Origin of the sequence: Neobacillus sp. D3-1R, assembly GCF_052180215.1 — a bacterium.
Classification (GTDB): Bacteria; Bacillota; Bacilli; order Bacillales; family Cytobacillaceae; genus Pseudoneobacillus.
Map to the genome: position 1 here is coordinate 3,330,754 of NZ_CP197471.1, position 15,093 is coordinate 3,345,846.

Annotated in this window: 13 protein-coding genes; 3 read left to right on the top strand and 10 right to left on the bottom strand. The window is 36.0% G+C overall.

Annotated elements, in window-relative coordinates; all coding sequences use genetic code 11:
- Positions 1–146 precede the first annotated feature (146 nt).
- A complete protein-coding gene (locus ACSBPO_RS17130) occupies positions 147–608 on the bottom strand; it encodes a DUF441 domain-containing protein (RefSeq protein WP_442600396.1) in 462 nt (153 codons plus the stop codon).
- A 193-nt stretch (positions 609–801) separates the two neighbouring features.
- Here ACSBPO_RS17130 and ytvI point away from each other — a divergent pair, with 193 nt between their 5' ends.
- The gene (gene ytvI / locus ACSBPO_RS17135) at positions 802–1,923 is read left to right on the top strand and encodes a sporulation integral membrane protein YtvI (protein ID WP_442595424.1); all 1,122 of its coding nucleotides are present in this window, start codon (positions 802–804) and stop codon (positions 1,921–1,923) included.
- 55 nt (positions 1,924–1,978) lie between these two features.
- Here the strand turns inward: ytvI and ACSBPO_RS17140 are convergent, their stop codons facing one another.
- From ACSBPO_RS17140 to dnaE, 8 genes are all read right to left on the bottom strand, one after another.
- Positions 1,979–2,365 (bottom strand): FxsA family protein, encoded by a 387-nt coding sequence (locus tag ACSBPO_RS17140; RefSeq protein ID WP_442595426.1) that lies wholly within the window; start codon positions 2,363–2,365, stop codon positions 1,979–1,981.
- A gap of 293 nt (positions 2,366–2,658) precedes the next feature.
- The gene (gene pyk / locus ACSBPO_RS17145) at positions 2,659–4,419 is read right to left on the bottom strand and encodes a pyruvate kinase (protein ID WP_442595428.1); all 1,761 of its coding nucleotides are present in this window, start codon (positions 4,417–4,419) and stop codon (positions 2,659–2,661) included.
- Between the two features lie 15 nt (positions 4,420–4,434).
- Positions 4,435–5,394 carry a 6-phosphofructokinase gene (gene pfkA, locus ACSBPO_RS17150; protein WP_442595430.1) on the bottom strand — a complete coding sequence of 320 codons (960 nt, stop codon included), beginning with the start codon at positions 5,392–5,394 and terminating at the stop codon, positions 4,435–4,437.
- Between the two features lie 337 nt (positions 5,395–5,731).
- Complete coding sequence (gene accA, locus ACSBPO_RS17155) at positions 5,732–6,709, bottom strand: acetyl-CoA carboxylase carboxyl transferase subunit alpha (protein ID WP_442595432.1); 978 nt, start codon at positions 6,707–6,709, stop codon at positions 5,732–5,734.
- Complete coding sequence (accD, locus tag ACSBPO_RS17160) at positions 6,703–7,572, bottom strand: acetyl-CoA carboxylase, carboxyltransferase subunit beta (RefSeq protein ID WP_442595434.1); 870 nt, start codon at positions 7,570–7,572, stop codon at positions 6,703–6,705. The genes accA and accD overlap by 7 nt, the downstream gene beginning before the upstream one ends.
- Positions 7,573–7,717: 145 nt before the next feature.
- The gene (locus ACSBPO_RS17165; RefSeq protein WP_442595436.1) at positions 7,718–8,353 is read right to left on the bottom strand and encodes a FadR/GntR family transcriptional regulator; all 636 of its coding nucleotides are present in this window, start codon (positions 8,351–8,353) and stop codon (positions 7,718–7,720) included.
- Positions 8,353–9,591: an NAD(P)-dependent malic enzyme gene (locus ACSBPO_RS17170; protein WP_442595438.1), complete on the bottom strand. Its 1,239-nt coding sequence runs from the start codon at positions 9,589–9,591 to the stop codon at positions 8,353–8,355. The genes ACSBPO_RS17165 and ACSBPO_RS17170 overlap by 1 nt, the downstream gene beginning before the upstream one ends.
- Positions 9,592–9,738: 147 nt before the next feature.
- Positions 9,739–13,098, bottom strand: coding sequence for a DNA polymerase III subunit alpha (dnaE, locus tag ACSBPO_RS17175; RefSeq protein ID WP_442595440.1), 3,360 nt, complete (start codon positions 13,096–13,098; stop codon positions 9,739–9,741).
- 169 nt (positions 13,099–13,267) lie between these two features.
- Between dnaE and ACSBPO_RS17180 the strand changes: the two genes are divergently transcribed.
- On the top strand, positions 13,268–13,606 hold the full coding sequence (locus ACSBPO_RS17180; protein WP_442595442.1) for a YtrH family sporulation protein: 339 nt from the start codon (positions 13,268–13,270) through the stop codon (positions 13,604–13,606).
- Entirely contained in the window at positions 13,603–14,106 is a 504-nt protein-coding gene (gene ytrI / locus ACSBPO_RS17185) for a sporulation membrane protein YtrI (RefSeq protein ID WP_442595444.1), read from the top strand. The genes ACSBPO_RS17180 and ytrI overlap by 4 nt, the downstream gene beginning before the upstream one ends.
- A 28-nt stretch (positions 14,107–14,134) precedes the next feature.
- On the opposite strand, the gene ACSBPO_RS17190 is transcribed toward ytrI, so the two are convergent.
- On the bottom strand, positions 14,135–15,073 hold the full coding sequence (locus tag ACSBPO_RS17190) for a DHH family phosphoesterase (RefSeq protein ID WP_442595446.1): 939 nt from the start codon (positions 15,071–15,073) through the stop codon (positions 14,135–14,137).
- Between the last annotated feature and the right edge of the window lie 20 nt (positions 15,074–15,093).

The following is a 15,093-nucleotide window of genomic DNA, read 5'->3' on the forward strand; positions in this document are numbered from 1 at the left end:
ATACGCTTACAAGCCTATTATAAACAATTATCAGAACTTTGTGAATGAAAACAGCTTAAAATGTGAAAAAATTATTATTTTACTAGAAAACGAACTAATCGCTTTTTTTATTTAAATTTGATGAAATAATTATTTAGAATATACCCTCACTGAAAAAATCCAACTACTTTCATTGCTACATAAGCGATTCCAGCACCTATTAATGGTCCTACTGCTACACCTTTAAATATTGAAACGGCCAAAATCGTACCTAATACTAAAGCAGTTGTAATTTGTGGATCTGTAGAAAGCAGGTGGACCCCTCCTTTAGCTAACAATGCGACGACAATTCCAGAAACCAATGCAATCCATGCAAAAGGGGATTTAAATGATTCTCCTAAATCTTTAAATCCAATATCCCCACTTGCGATAGGTGCTAAAACAGCAATGGTAATAATCGTTACCCCCCACTCAATACCCTTGGATTGAATTTGTGATAAATACTTTGACTCAAGACCTATAATCTTAAGAAGGATCAATACAGTAACTGCAATCATTAATGATTTATTTTTAGCGATCACGCCAATTGAAAGTAATAAAAATAAAAATAATAATGGCTCCACCAGGATCGTAGCTCCTTTCACTTAAAATTATTTTAATATAGAATAAAGAACCATTTACACCGTATAATGTTTTACTATAATTGGATATTCATACTTGTATTTCTAGATGCGAAATAACAACTTCCACATTATGCAGTTTTTACAAATAAATGTTATTATATATGTATGATACTTTTGCCTAGTGTGCGGGAGGAATTTAATGAATTTACATTATGTTTATCGTTCTTTAAGGTTCTTGCTTGTTTTATCCGTCGTAGTTTTTGGGCTTATGGCAATTTTTTATGTAGCAAAGGTTACCTATCCTTTTCTTATCGGTTTAGCTATTGCCTTCTTAATTAATCCGCTCGTTAATTTTTTTGTTGCAAAAGGGAAAATGCCTCGTGCTCTTTCTGTATTTGTAGCACTAATCATACTGTTCGCTATTTTTGCCGGATTAATTACCTTACTTATCGCGGAAATTGTTTCTGGAGCTGATTATTTAGCTAAAGTTGTTCCAAACCATTTAGATACTCTTATTGATTACATGGAGCAATTATTTGCTGGACAGATTATTCCTCTATACAATCAGCTTACGAGTCTTTTCAATAACCTTGATGTTGGTCAACAGGATACCATCTTGGAAAATATCCAAAATGTAGGGAAAAAGTTTGGCACAACGGTAGGTGCTTTTATTCAGGACTTCTTTGGTAACATTCCTAATATTCTATCATGGTTTCCAAATGCAGCTACAGTCTTAATCTTTTCACTTTTAGCAACATTTTTTATCAGTAAGGATTGGTACAAACTTCATTCCTTAGCAGGTCGGCTTGTTCCAAATAGAGCTCGAACAAGTGGCAAAACCGTATTTGACGATTTAAAGAAGGCACTTTTCGGATTTATTAAAGCTCAATTGACCTTAATTTCCATTACAACGGTTATCATTTTAATCGGATTACTAATTCTTCGTGTAGATTATGCTATAACCATTGCTCTTATTTGTGGAATTGTAGATATCATTCCATACCTTGGAACAGGAGCTGTTTTTGTTCCGTGGATTATTTACGAAGCGATTGCAGGGGATATGAGCACCGCCATAGGATTAGGCGTTTTATACGTCGTGGTACTCGTCCAAAGACAAGTAATGGAACCAAAGATTTTATCTTCAAATATCGGGTTAGATCCATTAGCAACCCTGATATCACTATTCGTTGGGTTTAAATTAATTGGCTTCTTAGGACTAATCGTTGGACCTGTTACCCTTGTCATCATTAATACACTACATCGTGCCAATATTTTCCGTGATCTATGGGCTTATATTATGGGTAAAGAACCGGTGAAATAAAATCAGAATAAGAAAGAAGCTGCCTCTAAATTAATTAGAAGCAGCTTTTTCTTTGTTAGTTTATAATTTTAATTCTCCCTTTATAAATCCAATTTTTAAACCATTTTTTCATATAGTTTTTAAAAATGATTCTTGTAGTCGGAAATAATAAGAGAAATCCAAATGTATCTGTAATAAAACCTGGAGTAAGTAATAATGTTCCACCCACTAGTATACATATTCCATCTAATAATGCCTCTCCTGGAACCTGCCCCGTCTGTAATTGTCTTTGTACTTCATAGAGTGTCGCCATGCCTTGCCTTTTTGCCAAGTAAGCCCCGATTACACCGGTAGATAAAATGATCAAAACAGTCGGCCATACACCGATAACCTGTCCTGATAGCATAAGGAGGGCAATTTCACCGGCCGGAACAATAATCAAAAAAAGAATTAAAAATCTCAACTTACTTCCCCATTTCTTTAAGAAGCTTGTACTATTATTAGTATAGTATGTTTTGGCAGAGATTCAAATGACTAGCTTATAAAAAAGGCTGTTTTCGTATAAATTGTGGTTTTGGTAAAAATCCCAAAAGCCGGATTTTTACATCTTTTCTTAAACAGTAAGCAGCTCTTTTCTTGATTTTTATACGAATTTTATCATTCTACACAAAGAAATCCCATCTAATAAATTAGAAAAGCAACAAAGTTTTAGAAAAGAGCCAAAAAAAAGAAGATGGAGAACCCATCTTCTTTTTTTTAAAGAACGCTTGCGTGTCCGTTGTAAATAACACCACGACCTGAATCTACCGTGATTTCTTGACCGTCCTTAAATAATTTAGTCGCATTTTCAACGCCAACTATGACTGGAATTCCAAGGTTTAAGCCTACAACTGCAGCATGGCTAGTTAATCCGCCTTCTTCCGTAATAAGAGCACTGCATTTTTCTAGAGCAGGAACCATTTCACGGTCTGAACCAATGGTAATAAGAATAGAACCTTCTTTAACCTTTGCCAACGCTTCGGCTGCATTACTAGCAATCACTACTTTACCATAGGCAGTTTTTCTGCCAATTCCTTGTGCTTTAGCAATAATATCGCCTACTACATGAATTTTCATTAAATTAGTAGTTCCTGCTTCTCCTACAGGTACACCTGCAGTGATAACAACAAGATCCCCGTGTTTCACTAAACCGCTATTCACACTTTCCTCTACTGCCACATCTAACATTTCATCGGTTGTTCGTGCTTCTTTACCGATTTCAGGATATACCCCCCATACAAGCGATAAACCACGCTTTGTTGCTTCATTTGCAGTAACCGCTACAATCGGAGCCTTTGGACGATACTTAGAAATCATTCGAGCTGTATGACCACTTTCAGTAGGGGTGATAATTGCATTAACATCTAAGTTTAAAGCTGTATGTGCAACCGATTGCCCGATGGCATCCGTTATATTATGATCATTGTCCTTACTGCGAGCAGATAAAATTTCTTTATGATCTAACGCTTGTTCTGCGCGAGATGCAATATTATGCATCGTTTGAACCGCTTCAACTGGATATGTTCCTGCTGCCGTTTCTCCTGATAACATAATAGCGTCAGTACCGTCAAAAATAGCATTTGCCACATCACTTGCTTCCGCACGTGTAGGACGTGGATTACGCTGCATAGAATCTAACATTTGGGTAGCAGTAATAACCGGTTTACCTTGGGCGTTACATTTCTTAATTAACTGCTTTTGAACAAGAGGAACTTCTTCAGCAGGAATTTCCACACCTAAGTCTCCACGAGCAACCATTAATCCATCAGAAATTTCTAAAATTTCGTCTATATTGTCTACTCCTTCTTGGTTTTCAATTTTAGGGATAATTTGGATATGACTAGCTTGTTTTTCTTCTAATAGCTGGCGGATTTCCAATACATCAGACGCTCTTCGAACAAAAGAAGCTGCGATAAAATCAATGTCTTGTTCAATTCCAAATAGGATATCTTTTGCGTCCTTTTCCGTAATTCCAGGTAATTGAACAGAAACACCTGGCACGTTAACACCTTTTTTATTTTTTAATGTACCACTATTTAGAATTTTAGTATGAATTTCTAGTTGGTCCTTATTGATTGCTGTTACTTCTAATCCTATAAGACCATCATCTAATAATATTTTTGAACCAACATGTACGTCATCAATTAACCCTGGGTATGTAACTGAAAACTTATCCGTTGTTCCTTCCACTTCCACCATGGAAACGATAATATTTTCCCCAGCTTTAAGTTCGATAGCTCCATTTACCATGTTGTTTGTTCTGATCTCAGGGCCCTTTGTATCAAGGAGTATAGCTACTGTTTTGCCCGTTTTTGCTGAAGCCTCACGAATATTTTTAATTCTTTGTCCGTGTTCCTCATGGTCTCCATGAGAAAAGTTTAATCTAGCAACATTCATTCCTGCTCCAATAAGCTTTGTTAACATTTCTACACTTTCACTAGCAGGACCTATCGTACATACGATTTTCGTTTTACGCATTTTCATTTCCTCCAATTAAATCGATAGTTCTTTAGAAAGTTTAAATAAATTTAGGTCTAAAGAATGTTTACGTTCTAATATTTCTATAATATCATAATCAACTAATTGATTTTGCTCAATTCCAACCGCTCTTCCGCCTTTACCATCCATTAAAAGCTCAACTGCTTTGGCACCAAGACGGCTTGCTAATACACGATCAAATGCAGTTGGTGATCCACCTCGTTGAATATGACCTAATACTGAGATTCTTGTATCGTGATTCGTTGCTTCTTTTAGTTGCTTTGCAAATTCTGTTGCGCTACATACGCCTTCTGCAATGACAATAATACTATGTTTTTTTCCACGTTCATGCCCACTTTTTAGACGTGATGCAATTTCTTCCATATCATACTTTTCTTCAGGAATAAGGATGGTCTCAGCTCCACCAGCTAATCCAGCCCATAATGCAATATCACCTGCATCTCGACCCATTACTTCAATAATAAAAGTTCTTTCGTGGGAAGTTGCCGTATCACGAATTTTATCTATAGCATCAATAACTGTATTTAATGCTGTATCAAAACCAATTGTAAAATCTGTTCCAGCAATATCATTGTCAATGGTTCCAGGTACACCTACACATGGGTATCCCTGTTCGGTTAGAGCCTTCGCGCCACGATATGAACCATCTCCACCAATGACAACAAGGCCTTCAATACCATGGGCTTTTAATTGTTCAATCCCTTTTTGCTGACCCTCTTTTGTTTTAAATTCCTCACATCGGGCAGAATAGAGCATTGTACCCCCACGATGAATAATATCCCCAACTGATCCTAATTCTAACTTTTTAATATTACCGTTTATTAATCCAGCATACCCTCCGTAAACACCAAATACTTCAATATTATGATATATAGCTTTTCGAACAACTGCACGCACGGCAGGGTTCATACCTGGAGAGTCGCCTCCGCTTGTTAATACTCCGATTCTTTTCATTATTTCACCCCAAATAATTATGTATTTTTCTTTGGAAACGTATTATTCGAAAAATCAAATTTGCTTTTCTTATTATGAACAGAATACACTAGAATATTTCTAAAATAACATGAAGCTACAGCTATCTCAACACAATCATACCTAAGTTTTTTATAGACGGAATAATAAGTTAAATGAAAGCGTTTTATCTTTAAATTTTGTCACAAAAAATTCAGGTTCTTGGTTTTTGCTATAAAAATCAGTTTCTGGATCGGAAATCAATAGTCAAACTAAAACGAAACTAAAAATAAAAAAACTGATTAAATGAGACTATTTAGTTTCATTTAATCAGCTTATCTTATTTTACCCCAATAGATTCTTTTTCAGTAGAGAACTCTCCGATTGATTTAAATTTAGCGTAGCGATGTTCAATTAGTTCTTCCTCACTCATTTTGGTTAATTCTTGTAAGGAATGATATAAAATTTGATCAATCTCTTCCGCTTGTTTTTTTAAATCACGGTGGGCTCCACCTTTTACCTCTGGTATAATTTCATCAATGATTCCTAATTCCTTTAAGTCAGGTGCAGTAATTTTCATTGATTCAGCAGCTTTTTTAGCTAAGGAAGCATCTTTCCAAAGAATAGCAGCTGCACCTTCAGGTGAAATAACCGAATAGGTGGAGTTCTCTAACATATGCAGATGATTTCCAACACCTAATGCCAGTGCTCCCCCGCTTCCACCTTCACCAATGACAATACAAACCACAGGCACCTTTAAACTAGCCATCTCAAAAAGATTTTTTGCGATGGCTTCGCTTTGACCACGTTCCTCAGCAGCTTTACCTGGATAAGCCCCTTTTGTATCAATAAAGCATATGATAGGTCTACGGAATTTTTCAGCTTGATACATCAATCGTAATGCTTTTCGGTAGCCTTCAGGATGAGGCATCCCAAAATTACGTCGAATGTTTTCTTTTGTATCTTTTCCTCTTTGATGTCCAATTACAGTGACAGGTAGTCCGTGATATTTCGCAACACCAGCTACAATCGCTTCATCATCACCAAAGGTACGATCCCCATGACACTCGAAGAAATCATTAAATAATACAGAAATATAATCAAGGGTTGTCGGTCTGCCAGGATGCCTAGCGATTTGCACGCGATCCCAAGGTTTCATATTTTCATAAATATCTTTTTCAAGTTTTTCAAGACGTGCTTCTAATTTCTCAATTTCAGAAGAAAGATCCACATCTGCATTTTTCGTAAACTCTTTTAGTTCGGCAATTTTTTTCCTTAACTCTATTACCGGCTTTTCAAATTCTAATTCTCCTACCATTGAAGTACACCCCCTGGTTGATGGATTTCAAGCAGGTTGATCATCTTTTCTCTTAATTCAAGCCTTGAAATCACTGCGTCCAACTGCCCATGTTTTAAAAGAAACTCGGACGTTTGAAAATCTTCTGGAAGTTCTTCGCGAATGGTTTGTTCAATAATTCTTCTTCCAGCAAAACCAATTAATGCACCTGGTTCAGCAAGATTATAGTCACCTAAAGAAGCAAAGCTTGCTGAAACTCCTCCGGTTGTTGGGTGGGTCATAATGGAAATAATTAATCCACCGTGGTCACTAAATTTCTTTAACGCAACACTTGTTTTAGCCATTTGCATTAAGCTCAAGACACCCTCTTGCATTCTAGCTCCACCTGATGCCGTAAAAATGACAAATGGAACAGAAAGCTTATCTGCTTTTTCAATGGCACGCGTAATCTTCTCTCCTACTACTGAACCCATACTGCCCATTCTGAAAGTGGAATCCATAATCGCGACAACGACTTGATTTCCACCAACCGATCCAGTTCCGGTCACAACGGCTTCATTGATTTTCGTTTTTTGTTTGTCCTTTTCCAACTTTTCAAGATAATCAGGAAAGTTTAAAGGATTATCAGACACCATATCTGAATTTATTTCTACAAAACTATTTTCATCTAAAAAGCTCTCGATACGTTCAAAGGAATTCATCGGATAGTGGTATTGGCAATGTGAACATACCTTAAGATTTTTGATTAATTCCTTCGTATACATAATCTTTTTACATTCTGGACATTTAGACATAATACCTTCAGGCACATCTTGTTTTGCACTTTCAGAAGGTATCGTTGCATACTTCTTCTTTTTAGATTTTGTAAATAATTCTTTAAGCAAAGTGAAACCTCCTAAACGGTGTACATTTATTATCCTAGTGGTCAGACCACTTGTTTTTTTAAAATACCCTGCTGCAAGCATGGGTAAAATTGCTTGTCCTATCAATATAGAACAATTCTTATACAAAGATTGTTTAAATGTGTCGTTAAGAATTCGACAAATTCCTTAAGTTTTGATAATGAATAAGTGCTTTTTTCTTATTTCCGCTTTCAATCGAAGCAATAATATTTAAATATAAGTCCTTTTCTTTTTCACAATGTTTAATTTCTAGTGCCTTAAAATAATCATTTAAAATTAACCAAATTCTCATTAATAGATGATTATCGGCTAGCACGGCAATGGAATAAAAGAAGTTCTCATCGTCAACAGATTGACCAAGAACCACTTCCTCTTTTAAATCGATCATAGCGGAACTGCTATATCTATCTATAGCAAGCTTTAAACAATCCATTTCGATAAGGTATTTTGTTTCCAGTACATCTTTTTTTGCTTTTTCATCTTCAAGGATAAAAGTGCTTAACAGTTGAACTAACTGGTTTCCTCGAAAATCTCGTATAAATGTGCCTTCTCCTCGACGCGTTTCTATTAATCCTAGAAGCTCTAATGCACGTAACGCCTCCCGAACGGAAGAGCGCCCAACATTGAGGCGCTCCGATAATTCTCGTTCAGATGGGAGTTTATCTCCAGGCTTTAATTTTTCTTTTGAGATAATCTGTCGAAGTTGCTTCACAATTTCGAGATATACTTTTGATTCAGTTTGTGAAGATACCACTTCATTCATCACTCACTTTTACCAATAATCGCGAGTCTGCTTGTTTTTTCTTTAATTTCCTCTGGGTCAACTTTTATTCGTGCAACTCCAGTATCCATAGCAGCCTTAGCAACAGCTGCAGCTACTGCAGGGGCTACACGTGGGTCAAACGGACCTGGGATAACGTAATCTTCATTTAATTCATCTTCATTAATAAGACCAGCAATAGCATTAACAGCTGCTACCTTCATGGCCTCATTAATATGGGTAGCACGAACATCTAATGCTCCACGGAATATGCCTGGAAATGCTAGAACGTTGTTTACCTGATTTGGAAAATCTGATCGACCGGTTCCAATTACTTTTGCTCCTGCTTCTTTCGCAATTTCAGGCATAATTTCAGGGACTGGATTAGCCATAGCGAATATAATGGAGTTCTTATTCATGGACTCAACCATTTCTTTCGTTAAAGCTCCAGCAACAGAAACACCAATAAATACATCGGCACCTTTAATCACATCTTCTAAACTTCCTTGAAGATTATCACGATTTGTAAATTTAGCCACTTCATCCTTGATTGCGTTCATGCCGTTTGGACGCCCCTCATAAATGGCCCCTTTTGTATCACACATGATAATGTCTCTTACGCCATAACTATATAAAAGCTTAATAATAGCAATTCCAGCAGCACCTGCACCATTTGCTACTACCTTAATTTCATTCATTTTTTTCCCAATAAGTTTCAAAGCATTAACAAGCCCAGCTACAGTAACAATAGCTGTACCATGTTGATCATCATGGAAAATAGGGATGTTCGTTTCTTTTTTCAAACGTTCTTCAATAACAAAACAATTAGGAGCAGCAATATCTTCTAAATTGACACCACCAAAGGTTGGCTCAAGAAGTTTAACTGTTTCTACAATTTTGTCAATATCTGTGGTATTTAAACAGATAGGAAAGGCATCTACTCCAGCAAAGCTTTTAAATAAAACAGCTTTTCCTTCCATAACTGGAAGTGCTGCTTCAGGGCCGATATTCCCGAGTCCAAGGACAGCTGTTCCATCAGATACAACTGCAACCATATTCCCCTTCATCGTATAGTCATATACTGTTTCAGGTTTATCATAAATTTCCTTACATGGCTCAGCTACTCCTGGTGAATAGGCAAGACTTAAGTCTTTAGCATCCTTGACTTGAACTTTAGACTTTGATTCTAATTTCCCTTTGTTCACCCGATGCATATGCAATGCTTCTTCTCTTAAACTCATTTGTATTCACTCCCTAAATTCCATCCAAGAAAATTATAATAATTTTAATAAACATACATTAGGAATTATCATTTTGTCTCAGAATAAAGTGGTCAGACCACAAATAATCTCTTTACCAATATAACATAACTAAAGAAGTTGTAAAGACTATTCCTTTAGGATGACATTCTCTTCTCCAAGAAACTCTTTTAATTTCTGGATAAGTTGTTTTGTAGGATTAATATGATATGCATCCTCCAGCAACACCGTCTTTTTTAGCCCTTCGTAAAAAAGAATAATATTTGTATCTCCTTTATTTTGTCTAAATAAAGCTTTTAACTTTTGAAGTTCTTCTACGGATTGTTTACTTTCTTTCAACTTCAAGTAAAGCGTTGCTTTGAATCTTTTATTTGTTTCAAGCCACTCCTCCATATTTACTGCATCCTGTATGATTAATTGGCTTAAATCTGTTCGCTGCTCCACTTTTCCACTTACGACTAATATATTTCCTTGCTTTAAATCCGACATAATCTTATTGTAAACTTTCGGAAAAACAACGGCTTCCATCTCTCCAGTAGAATCAGAAATGGTTAAAAAAGCCATCGGCTCTCCTTTTTTTGTTCTAATTTTCTTTATATCATTGATATAAATCCCTACAGAAACACTTTTAGCGTTATCCTTGATATTCATAAGAGGAATGGCACCGGTTAATGCAAGGTCCTTTTCATTTATAGATAATGGATGATCAGAAAGGTAGATGCCTAAAACATCTTTTTCAAATCTAAGCTTTTCTTCGATAGGAAGAGGTTCAATCTCAACGTATTTTGGTTTCAAGAAGAATTCCTCTTCTGAAAAGAAATCAATTTGGGCTGTATCATCCGGATTCACCAACTGTGAATGTTCCATCGCAACATCTAAGCTAGCTAAATAGGTTGATCGGTCCATTCCAAATTCATCAAAGCTTCCAGAATGGACAAGTGATTCTAAGACTTTTCGATTGATAATTTTAGTTGACACCCTCATACAAAAATCAAATAAATCTTCAAATCTTTTTATTTTTCTCTTTTGAAAAATTTCTTTTAAAACCGTAGCACCTATACCTTTTATCCCTGCAAGGCTATAACGAATAGCTCCATTATCTACATGAAATGAATAACCGCTATAATTAATAGACGGCGGGAGTACTTTAAAATCCATTTGTTTCACTTCGCGAATATATTGAGCTATTTTCGAGTCATTTCCAATTGCAGAAGTTAATAAGGAAGTCATAAAAAATAATGGGTAATGAGCTTTTAAATAAGCCAATTGGTAGGAAATCAAGCTATAAGCGACTGCATGGCTACGGTTAAATCCATAATCAGCAAACCTTACAATGAGATCATAAATCTCATTGGATACCTCAAGAGTATATCCTCTCTTTCGTGCTCCGCTTACAAAATGCTCCCTTTCTTCATCTAAAATTTCCTTTTTCTTTTTAGCCACCGCACGTCTTAACAAATCTGCTTCTCCAAGGGAAAAACCCGCCATTTTAGAAGCTATTTGCATAATTTGCTCCTGGTAAACAATAACACCATACGTTTTTTCTAAAATAGGCTGTAAATCCGTATTTGGATAAACGATTGGTTGAATCCCATGCTTTCGCTCAATAAATTGAGGAATATTTTCCATTGGCCCCGGGCGATATAGTGCGTTGACCGCTACAATATCTTCAAATTGTGAAGGCTTCAGCCTCATTAACACTTTTCGCATACCCTCTGATTCCAATTGAAATATACCGGTTGTATCTCCATTAGACAATAGATCAAAGACCTTTGAATCGTTTAGTGGAATAGAGCGAATATCTATTTTTTCACCTGTTACTCTATGGATATTTTTTAATATGGATTCCATAAACGTTAAGTTTCTTAATCCTAGAAAATCCATTTTTAACAAGCCAACATCCTCTAAATATTCCATTGAATATTGTGTTAAAAAAACTTCTTGTGAGCCCGACTGGATCGGAATCACATTCACTAGTGGTTCTTCACTAATCACAATACCTGCTGCATGGGTAGATGTATGCCGTGGTAACCCTTCAATTTTTAAAGCTGTATGGAAGAGTTTCTCGTGCAAGGAATTTTCTTTTACAAATTTCCGTAAACTTTCCGATTCTTGATAGGCAGTTTCCAATGTAATGCCTAACCGGGAAGGAATTAGCTTAGATATTTGGTCTAACTCTTTTGGGTTAAACCCAAATGCTCTGCTTACATCTCTCAGGGCAGCCTTAGCAGCCAATGTTCCAAAGGTGACGATTTGTGCTACATGTAATTCACCATACTTTTTAGCAACGTAATGAATAACCTCATCTCTAGAATGATCTGGAAAGTCAATATCGATATCAGGCATAGAAACGCGTTCTGGATTTAAGAATCGCTCAAACAACAGTTCATGTTCGATCGGATCAACATCCGTAATTTGTAGAACATACGCAACGAGTGAGCCAGCCGCAGAGCCCCTTCCAGGTCCAGTTAAGATTCCTTTTTCACGTGCAAATCTCATAAAATCCCAAACAATTAGAAAATAATCACTAAATCTCATTTTACGGATGATAGCCATTTCATAATTCAATCTTTCTAAATAGATGGGATTTGAACCTATCTGACGAGAATTTAGTCCTTTTAGACATACCTCCTCTAGAAGGCTATCTGCTGTTTTGGAACCTTCTGTTGGAAATTTAGGTAAATGTCTATTTTCAAGCGTAATCCTTACATTACACTTTTCTACAATTTGAATGGTATTTTCTAGAGAATCAGGATATCCCGATAATAACTCTACCATTTCCTGCCTTGATTTGAAGTAATATTGGTCACTCCCCAACTTCTCACGGTGATCATCCTGTAATTTATCGCCGTTTTTTATAGCTAATAGGCACTCTTGAGCTAATGCGTCATTTTGGTGAAGATAGTATACCTGATTGGTTGCTACCGTTTTAATCCCGGTAGACTTGGCCAAATCCATTAAACTTTTATGTATTCTTTTTTCCTCTAAAAGTAGATGGTCCTGAATGGAGAGGTAAAAATCATCTTTTCCAAAAATCTTAATATACTTCTCTACAGCTGTTTTGGCATCAGAATAATTTTCATTTAATAAATGGGTTTCTATTTCTCCCTCTATACCGGGTGAAATAACAATTAATCCTTCCTGATAATGCTTTAACCATTTTATCGGTATGCCCGTTGGAGATTTGGTTTTAATAACACTCGATATTTTTAAGAGATTATGAAACCCTTTTTCATTTTTGGCTAAGAGGACAAATGGAAAACTTTCATCTTTTTCATTTAAGACATCTGCAGTTAACCCTAAAATTGGCTTTATTCCATGTTTTAAGCATTCTTTATAAAAAGGAATGGTTCCATACATAACATTTCGGTCCGTTAAAGCTAAGGCAGGAAATCCTTTTGCCTTTGCCTCTTTCACAAGTTGTTCCACTTGGATCGTACTGCTAAGTAAGCTATATGCACTATAAACATGAAGGTGAATAAAAGACATTTCGATCGCACCCTTCAAAGTAATCCTTAATCTTATTATAGAACTAAGAGGTAAAAAAGGAAAATATGTTCTCATTTTTCTATGAGGTTTGTTTTGGGTTCACTAACATAAACTGTGCCTTATGTCCATATGATGAAGTAATGCTAGTTTTAGGACAGGTGGTTATACGATGAAAGAAATTGGTTTCTTTCCTTCTCTAATTGAAAGTTACTTTCTAGCCTTGGGAGTTATATTAGGAGGTTCATTAATCGGAGGAATTGCAGCCTTTTTAACTGGACAGCCTCCTTTAACAGCCATCTTCCGATATTCCTCTGCTTTACGAATTTGGGCGATTATTGCTGCGATTGGCGGAACATTTGATACAGTTTATAGTTTTGAGAAAGGATTTCTTGAGGGAGGAACTAAAGATCTCTTCAAGCAATTTATTCTTATTCTGTCAGCGATGGGCGGGGCTCAGACAGGAGCTAAGCTCATCTACTGGCTAACGCAGGAGCATACAACACTATGAGAATTCCTTCTTGGCAATTATGGAAAAAATGGCGTCGTTTTTTTACAGGAATGGCTGTAGGAAGTGTAATTAGCTGGTGTATATTTGTTTTTATTTTTGGTGTTTGGCAAGAGAAACATTCAAAACTCATTCGAGAACAGGAAGAAGCGATTAAAGAATATAAATCTGAAAAATTAATATGGCAGGAAGAATTTAAGACTCTTAACAAAAAGACGCAAGAGAAAATAACGATTCAGGATGTAAAAATAAAAGTAATGAATGCTGATAAATATAAACTAGATGTTTTTAGTGTTTACGAAGTAGAAGAAAGCGTTAAAGAGGATTTAAAGATTATGATAGCCAAAGATTTAGAAACGGTTTATAAGAGTCGTGACCTGCTTAAGAAAGTAATTGAACATAAAGTGGTCAAAATTAATGGGAAACGCTATCGTTTGGAAATGAAGGAAATCTATATTTTTACCACTCTTCATATTCAATTAGAAATTCACTTAGCTACCTGATAAATTAAGAGAAGGCAGCTGCCTTCTCTTAACTTTTTAAACAAACTTCATCTATTTCTTTTAGAACATGATCTGCCTCGCCCCAACTATAAATAGAAGCACCGGCTGCTAATGGGTGACCTCCACCTTTATAGTTTCTGGCAACCCCATTGATCACTGGACCTTTCGAACGAAGGCGGACCCTAATTTGGTCATCCTCTTCAATAAAGAAAACCCATGCTAATATTCCCTTTACATTACCTAAAGTCCCAACTAATAATGAGGCTTCTGACGGCTCAACATCAAACTGATTTAGTATCTCCTTTGACAGGATCATGGAAGCCGCTCCACTTGGTCTCACTTCGAAGTTTTGTAAAATATATCCATTTAATTTAATGACATTTGGACTTAGTTCATACATTTTGTCAAATAAGTCTGTTCTAGAAAAGTTATAATGAATGAGCTCACCAGCATATTTAAATGTCTTATCCGTCGTACTTGGGAATAAAAATCTACCTGTATCCCCAACAATTCCAGCAAATAACAACCGAGCTGCTTCGTCTGTCATTTTTAATCCTTTATCTTTTCCAGATAAATAAAATTCGTAAATCATCTCACTGACAGAGCTTGCTTCGGTATCAACCCATAACAAGTCACCATAGGGATCTTCATTTGGATGATGGTCGATTTTAATTAACTTTTTCCCAAGTTTGTATCGCGTATCGCAAATTCTTTCCTCATTTGCTGTATCACAAACAATAATCAAGGCATCTGTAAATACCTCATCTGGGATTTGATCTAAACGGCGCATATAATGCAATGAAGGATCTTCTTTACCTACTGCAAAAATTTGTTTTTGTGGATAAGACGTTTTTAAAATTTCAACAAGTCCACATTGTGAACCATATGCATCAGGGTCTGGTCTTACATGACGATGAACGATGATCGTATCAAATTGTTCAATCGTCTCTAGTATTTGTTTTTTCATTGTAGTCTCCTTTTTTTATT